The 713-nt window shown below is 45.4% G+C and carries 1 rRNA gene; it reads right to left on the bottom strand.

The window, feature by feature from the left end:
- Nucleotides 1-448: ribosomal RNA gene (locus tag V7756_RS18815) — 23S ribosomal RNA — on the bottom strand; the annotation flags it as partial.
- Between the last annotated feature and the right edge of the window lie 265 nt (nt 449-713).

The following is a 713-nucleotide window of genomic DNA, read 5'->3' as shown; positions in this document are numbered from 1 at the left end:
TGGTTCACTATCGGTCAGTTAGTAGTGTTTAGCCTTGGAGGATGGTCCCCCCATGTTCAGTCAAGATAACTCGTGTCCCGACCTACTCGATTTCACTCAAAACGATTTTTCGTGTACGGGGCTATCACCCTGTATCGCGGAACTTTCCAGAACCTTCCACTAAATCGTAAAGAGCTTAAGGGCTAATCCCCGTTCGCTCGCCGCTACTAGGGGAATCTCAATTGATTTCTTTTCCTCTGGGTACTTAGATGTTTCAGTTCCCCAGGTTCGCCTCATACACCTATGTATTCAGTGCATGATACCCGCCTTACGACGGGTGGGTTTCCCCATTCGGAAATCTTCGGATCAAAGTTTGTTTGCCAACTCCCCGAAGCTTATCGCAGGCTCCTACGTCCTTCATCGCCTCTAACTGCCTAGGCATCCACCGTATGCGCTTAGTCGCTTGACCATATAAGACAAACGACTGCATTTACGATAATCATCTTTCGATGACGTTTTTCGCCGGACAGGTGTATTCAAGAATACACTCGTCTTATTAATTTACTAAAAAAATTAGTACAGCTTTAACATTTCTACCTTTTTAAAGAACGACTGGCATAAAAACCAGAATTAAATCATCAGTGATGATTTAATTCTGACATCTAGTGAGCAACGAGACGGGAAGTAAGTGGTGGAGCTAAGCGGGATCGAACCGCTGACCTCCTGCGTGCAAG

Source organism: Halopseudomonas sp., from assembly GCF_036961105.1.
GTDB lineage: Bacteria > Pseudomonadota > Gammaproteobacteria > Pseudomonadales > Pseudomonadaceae > Halopseudomonas.
Note: the sequence above shows the minus strand (reverse complement) of the source record. Positions and strands in the feature narration are given on the sequence as shown.